General features: G+C 65.4%; 4 protein-coding genes and 1 pseudogene. 1 reads left to right on the top strand and 4 read right to left on the bottom strand.

Annotated features, from left to right (window positions below; genetic code table 11):
- Positions 1-263 precede the first annotated feature (263 nt).
- From NA3_RS38975 to NA3_RS38305, 3 genes and pseudogenes are all read right to left on the bottom strand, one after another.
- The gene (locus NA3_RS38975; RefSeq protein WP_369689791.1) at positions 264-1,268 is read right to left on the bottom strand and encodes a group II intron maturase-specific domain-containing protein; all 1,005 of its coding nucleotides are present in this window, start codon (positions 1,266-1,268) and stop codon (positions 264-266) included.
- 505 nt (positions 1,269-1,773) lie between these two features.
- Positions 1,774-2,895, bottom strand: a pseudogene (locus tag NA3_RS38980) (recombinase family protein); the annotation flags it as partial.
- Positions 2,896-3,024: 129 nt separating this feature from the next.
- Positions 3,025-3,207: a hypothetical protein gene (locus tag NA3_RS38305; RefSeq protein ID WP_218021947.1), complete on the bottom strand. Its 183-nt coding sequence runs from the start codon at positions 3,205-3,207 to the stop codon at positions 3,025-3,027.
- 494 nt (positions 3,208-3,701) lie between these two features.
- On the opposite strand from NA3_RS38305, the gene NA3_RS34835 reads away from it, so the two are divergent.
- A complete protein-coding gene (locus NA3_RS34835; protein WP_062969136.1) occupies positions 3,702-5,390 on the top strand; it encodes an IS1182 family transposase in 1,689 nt (562 codons plus the stop codon).
- Positions 5,391-5,591: 201 nt separating this feature from the next.
- On the opposite strand, the gene NA3_RS34840 is transcribed toward NA3_RS34835, so the two are convergent.
- A partial coding sequence (locus tag NA3_RS34840) for a transposase (protein ID WP_167355094.1) occupies positions 5,592-5,847 on the bottom strand: 256 nt, incomplete at its 5' end.

Here is a 5,847-nt window from a genome sequence, read left to right on the forward strand (position 1 = left end):
ATTAGAACACCGGTTCCTCGCATATACCTCGTCGTCTCGCTTGCCGAACCCGCACCATCTGGCAGTACTGGTACATCCCGGCGTTGTCGGGGCCGCTTGCCACTCTTCCCGGCACCTCCCGGGTCGGTCGGGTAAGGACGGCGCATTGCTGCGCCGTCCTCCCCTCAGAACTGCCCGTGCGGCTTTCACCGCAAGCAGCTCAAGCAAGCCGCGAGAGCGAATCGGGTTGCTATGCAATGCTTCTGCGTTGTCGAGCATGATGCTCACTTCGGCAGGAGCGGTGGACCAGGCGGGTTCTTTCTCCGTCCGCTGGGGTGGGCCGTCCGTCGTGTGAGGACGAGGTAGTCCGCGGCGATGGCCTGACGGATGACCAGCCACCACCGTTCCCATTCACTGGGCAATTGCGGTGGCTGGTCCGGTGACAGCAGTTCGTTCCGGCAGAGCGGGCACCGGCCGTGCTGCTCGATGAGCAGCCGCCGCGTGTAGCTGTCGACCGGGGGTCTGATTCTGCGTCGCCGTTGTTCCCAGTACTCGGTCAGCGCTGGGTCATCGGGTGATGCCCGGCCCTTGACCAAAGTGTGCCGGACGATGTCGGTCCAGGAGAACCGTGGCAGGTGCGTGCCGCTGGCTGCGTCGCCGAATACCCAGCGGTTGTTCCTGAACTTGTTGAACTTGCCGAAGTAGCGGGCCGAGACCCACCATTTCGACTTGGTGGGGTGGCTGTAGGTCGCCCACTTGTAGGTCAGCGCCCACAGATAGTCGTCGAGAGCGCTGAACGTCCGCTTCGACACCACGCCCCGGTAGTAGGCCGCCCAACCCTTGATGATCGGGGTGAGCGTGGCGATGACCGCCCGTGCATTGGAGCCGCGCAGTGCGCGGATCTCTGTGCGCAGCCGTTCCCGTATTCGCCGGACTGCGGCTTTCGATGGTTTGATCAGCAACTTGCCGTGATAGCGGCGGACATTGAAACCCAAGAAGTCGAACCCGGACTCGCCCACATACACGATCCCGGTCTTGTCCTCGTTGAAGGCCAACCCCTTGGGTGCCAGCCACTCGGCAAGCAGCGCTTTGACCTGCTCGGCCTGCCGCTGGGTGTGGCGGAGCGCGACGAGATCGTCGGCATACCTGATGACCACCGGCGAGTCGGTTCGCGTCGACTCGGCAGCACTGCCGGACTCCACGTATCGAACTCCCGCCGCGTGTTCCAGCCCGTGCAGGGCAATGTTCAGCAGTAGCGGACTGATTACGCCTCCAACGCAGTTGGCAATGTTCGCCCTCCTGGTCGGTGTTGCCGGTCTGCGGTGTGCCGTCGCCGGTGCGTTCGCGGATGGGGATGCGGTGGCGGATGGTGATCTTCTCGGGTCCGATGAGGACGTCTTTGACCAGCAGTTTCAGCACGCGGCGGCGTTCGTCGACGGTGGCGGTCTCCGCGTGGGTGTTGAGCTGGGCGAGGAATCCGTGCAGGTCGGCGGCGAGGGCGAGGTAGGCGTCACGGTCGGCGAGTTGAGCGTCGAGGGCGTCGATCTGGTTGCGCAGGTTGGTTTCCCGTGCCCGCAGGTCGGGCATGCGGGCACGCAGCTCGTCTATGGTGATCAACTGCTCCCCGAACGCCTCGATCATCGCGGCGATGCCCGAGCGGGCCTTGGCGAGCGCGGTGTCGAGGCGTTTGCGTTGCGCAGCAACCGGATCGGAGGTTTTCGCGGTCTCGAGTCGTTTGTCGATCTCGGTGCGGATCAGCTGTGGGTCGGCCATCAACGCGGTGATGTGGTCCCAGACGACGGTGTCGAGATAGTCCGCGCGGACCGGTTTGTTGGCGCATACCCGGCCGCCTTCGTAGCGCCAGGCGTCCGAGCCCAGGCATCGATAGTAGTAGATCTTCTTGTTCGTGGTGCGCGTGGAGGTGCGGTAGTAGCCGTATCCGCAGCCCGCGCAGGCGGCCAGGCCCTGCAGCAGCGACGGGTCCTTGCTGTTGCGTGAGGCAAACCGTTTGTTCTCGGCCAGCCGCTGCGCGACCCGTTCGAAGGTTTCGTCTGTGACGATCGCCGGGACCGGGATCTCGGTCCGATCCTCGCGTGGCCGATCCACGGTCTTCGACGCTTTCGGCGTCTCACGCCCGGCCAGCCGTGCGGCCCTGTTCAGGCTGGGCGATTCGTGTACGACCATGGTCTTGCCGAACACCGCACGACCGGCGTATGCGGGGTTGCGCAGCATCCCCCAGACCGTCGAGCGGTCCCATCGCTGCTTCCCGGTCCGGGTCGGTGTCGCCGGGTCGTCGGTCAGCCAGCGTGTCAGCTCGGCGAGCGAAGCGCCGTCGTCGGCGTAACGACGGAACAGCTCCGCGACCAGTGCCGCTTCGTGCTCGACGATCTCGTAGACCGCACCGCTGTGGTCGTTGCGGCGGACGTAGCGGTAGCCGTAAGGAGCGCCGGACAACACGTTGACCGACCCGGTCTTGGCGCGGTGGGTCTTGCCGCGCCGGTACCGTTCCATGATCTGGGCTTTCTCGTATTCGGCGAACATGCCCTGGAACTGCACCAGCAATTGGTCTTCCGGGGAGTCACCGCGCGTGCCGTTGACGAACTCGACTCTCGTTCCCGCGCGGGTGAATTCCTCGATCAGCAGCGCCTGGTAGGCGAACTTGCGGGCCAGCCGGTCCGGCGAGTAGCACAGCACCACACCGATCCCGACCCCGGCGACCAAGTCCCGCAGACGCTCGAGCGCCGGCCGGACCAGGGTGGCGCCGGAGTGGCCGTCGTCGGCGAAGATCCATTCTTCAGGCACCTCGAGCCCGAGGTGGTCGGCGTGCGCGCGCAGGGCCGCGATCTGCGAGCCGATCGTCTCGTTCTTCTTCTGCCGGGCCGAGGACACCCGGGCGTAGATCACCGCGCTCGTCACGGGGCGGCCGTCCTTCCTGCGCCCGCGTCATGCGGACTCGCCGTTGCGGAACCAATATCTCGTAGGCCACCGACACATCCGTGGCCGCATGCCGGTCGAACACGAACTGCGTCTCGACGCGCCGCTTGTTCACCGGTGACCGGGCCGAACGCGGCCCCGGCCCAGGTGATCGGCCAGCGCCGCGGCCACCACGGCCGACAACGCGTCGCCGGACTCCCGCGCGTGCTCCCGGATTCGAAACGCCAGTGCTGCAGGGAGTTTGACCGTGAACACCACCGTCGGCTCCGCGACCGGGATCCGGCCGCTGGCCACAGCCCGCTCCACATAGCGACGCGCTTGCCGCGGCGAACACCCGAACCGATCCACCAGCATCCCGGCCGCATCGGCCACCCGCACCCCTGCCTCCGCCAAATCCGCCGCCGCATTGACACGGGAAGCGAATTCAGCAGCGCCGCAACGAGTCCCAACCACGACACAAACATACTACCGGACATGACTCACCGTCCCCGGGAGACGGCGAGGCCGTTCCAGCCGCCGATAACTCAGCGTCACATCGAAACAGAAGTTGCCAACTGCGTTGGAGGCGTAAGGACTCCGCCTTGGGGCGTGCCCTTGTCCACGGTCATGAAAAAGGGCTCTGGCGCAGATTCCGGATGCTGCTGGTGATCTAGGTTTTTCGGCACTGGTGACCATGCATTGACACGTGCTACCTCTTGGGTTCGCTTGCATGCATGGACGGGGGTGATGGTCGTGGCAATGGGTCATGGTTGCGGTGGAACGATCCCGGCGGAGACGGTTCGCACGGCATGGGCGGCCAATCCGGGTGGGACACCGGCAATGTGGATCAGGGACCGGCTCGACGGGCGTTCCTGGACTCCGATTTTGCTGATTGGTATCCGTCCGATGGGAGACCGGGCCTGTCACCGGCCCGGCTGGCGTTGGTGTCGGTGCTGCAGTTCGCGGAGAACCTGACCGATCGCCAAGCCGCCCAGGCCGTGGCGTGCCGGATCGACTGGAAGTACACGCTCGGATTGGATTTGGACGCAGCGGGTTTCGATCACACGGTGTTGTGTGAGTTTCGCGAGCGCATGGCCCACGGCGATCGGGCCGATCGGTTGCTGGCGGTGATGGTCGATCGACTGGCCGCCGCTGGGTTGGTCAAGGCCCGCGGTCGTCAGCGCACCGATTCCACTCACGTGCTCGCCGCGATCCGCACACTGTCACGGTTGGAGCTGGTCGGCGAAACGTTGCGGGCAGCCTTGGACGAAATCGCCGGCGCGGCACCGGAATGGCTGGTCGAGATCATGAACCCCGAATGGGAGCAGCGTTACGGCCGACCGATCCGCTATGACCGGCTGCCGCGCGGGACCGATGCCCAGCGCGCCTGGGTACTGACCGTTGGCGCCGATGGCGTCGAGTTGCTGGGGGCGTTGGCGCACCCGGGTGCTCCGAAGCGGCTGCGCCGAGGACGACAGGCCGAGATCCTGCGGCAGGTGTGGGTCCAGCAGTTCTGGTTCGACAGCACGGGCCAGTTGCAATGGCGGGACGCGAAACAGACCAAGGATCGGCGCACCCGCCGGTCGGCACCCCGGCGATCCACCTCCGCTGCGACGGGGTCACCGGACCCCACCTCGGCGCAAGTGCCATGGTCTGGGACCGAAATCGTGTCGCCGCACGATCCTGAGGCCCGCTTCTGCCATTACCCGGGAAAAGCGCAGTGGATCGGCTACAAGGTCCACCAGACCGAAACCTGTGACGACGACCTACCCCACGTGATCGTGCACGTGCTGACCACCACGGCCCCCGAACAGGACGTCCACGCCCTCCAACCCATCCATACCGCACTGGCGGCCCAGGAGCTCTTGCCAGGCGAGCATCTGGTGGACGCGGGCTACATCACTCCGCAGGTCATCCACCATGCCGCCACCGAGCATGCGGTCACCATGATCGGTCCGGTCCGCGAAGACCCTCGGGCCAAAGAACATCCCGGCTTCACCAAAGAGGATTTCATCATCGACTGGGCGGCCCGCACCGCCACCTGCCCGCAGGGAATCACCAGCCCGCCTTGGAAACCCACCGTCGCCGACCAGCGTCCCGGCATCTCGGTGTTGTACCGCCGCGGCGACTGCCGCGACTGCACCGTGCGACTCCAATGCACCGGCAACGTCGATGACAAGGGCAGGCACCTGCTGCTCCTGCCCGAACCACTGCAGAAGATCCAGTCCCACGCCCGGGTCGAGCAGAAAACCCTTGCCTGGCAACAGAAATACGCCGCACGCGCCGGATGCGAAGCAACGGTATCGGAAACCGTCCACGCTCACGGACTACGCCGATGCCGCTACCGCGGCCTGGCCCGAACTCACGTCCAACACGTCCTCACTGCCGCCGGCACCGACCTCATCCGCCTGAGTCAACATCCGAACAGACTGAAACCCAAGCCACCCAGACGATTCCATCAACTCTGCCTCACCAGACCGAGCTCACGAACCGCCTGAGATCACCAGCAGCATCCGCTATCTGCGCCAGAACACTTCTCCCTGGCAGCCGACAACCGCCGTGCGCCATCCCACCCGCACGGCGAGGACGTTCATAAGTGTACACATGGCGTCACTGCGGCGATCGACCGTCATCCGCAAACCCGGCGGGGCTGTCCGGGGGGAGTGTCCGATTAACGGTGGATCTGCCCTCGGTGTTTGTTAGTTACCGACCGGGTTGATCCGGCCTTCGAAGGTGATCGCGAAAGCGTTCAAGGCCGGTTTCCACCTCATCGCCCATCGTGCCTTGCCACGACCTGTGGGGTCCAGTGATCGAGTCACCAGATACAGGCATTTCAACGCGGACTGCTCGCTGGGGAAGTGCCCCCGGGCACGGATCGCGCGCCGGTAGCGGGCGTTGAGCGACTCGATCGCGTTGGTTGAGCAGATGACCCGCCGGATCTCCACGTCGTAGAGG

Source organism: Nocardia africana NBRC 100379 (assembly GCF_001612635.1).
Taxonomy (GTDB): Bacteria; Actinomycetota; Actinomycetes; order Mycobacteriales; family Mycobacteriaceae; genus Nocardia; species Nocardia africana.

Coding starts and splice junctions, on each gene's coding strand:
- NA3_RS34835 (WP_062969136.1), top strand. CDS start 3,702: ATGGGCGGCCAATCCGGGTGGGACACCGGCAATGTGGATCAGGGACCG.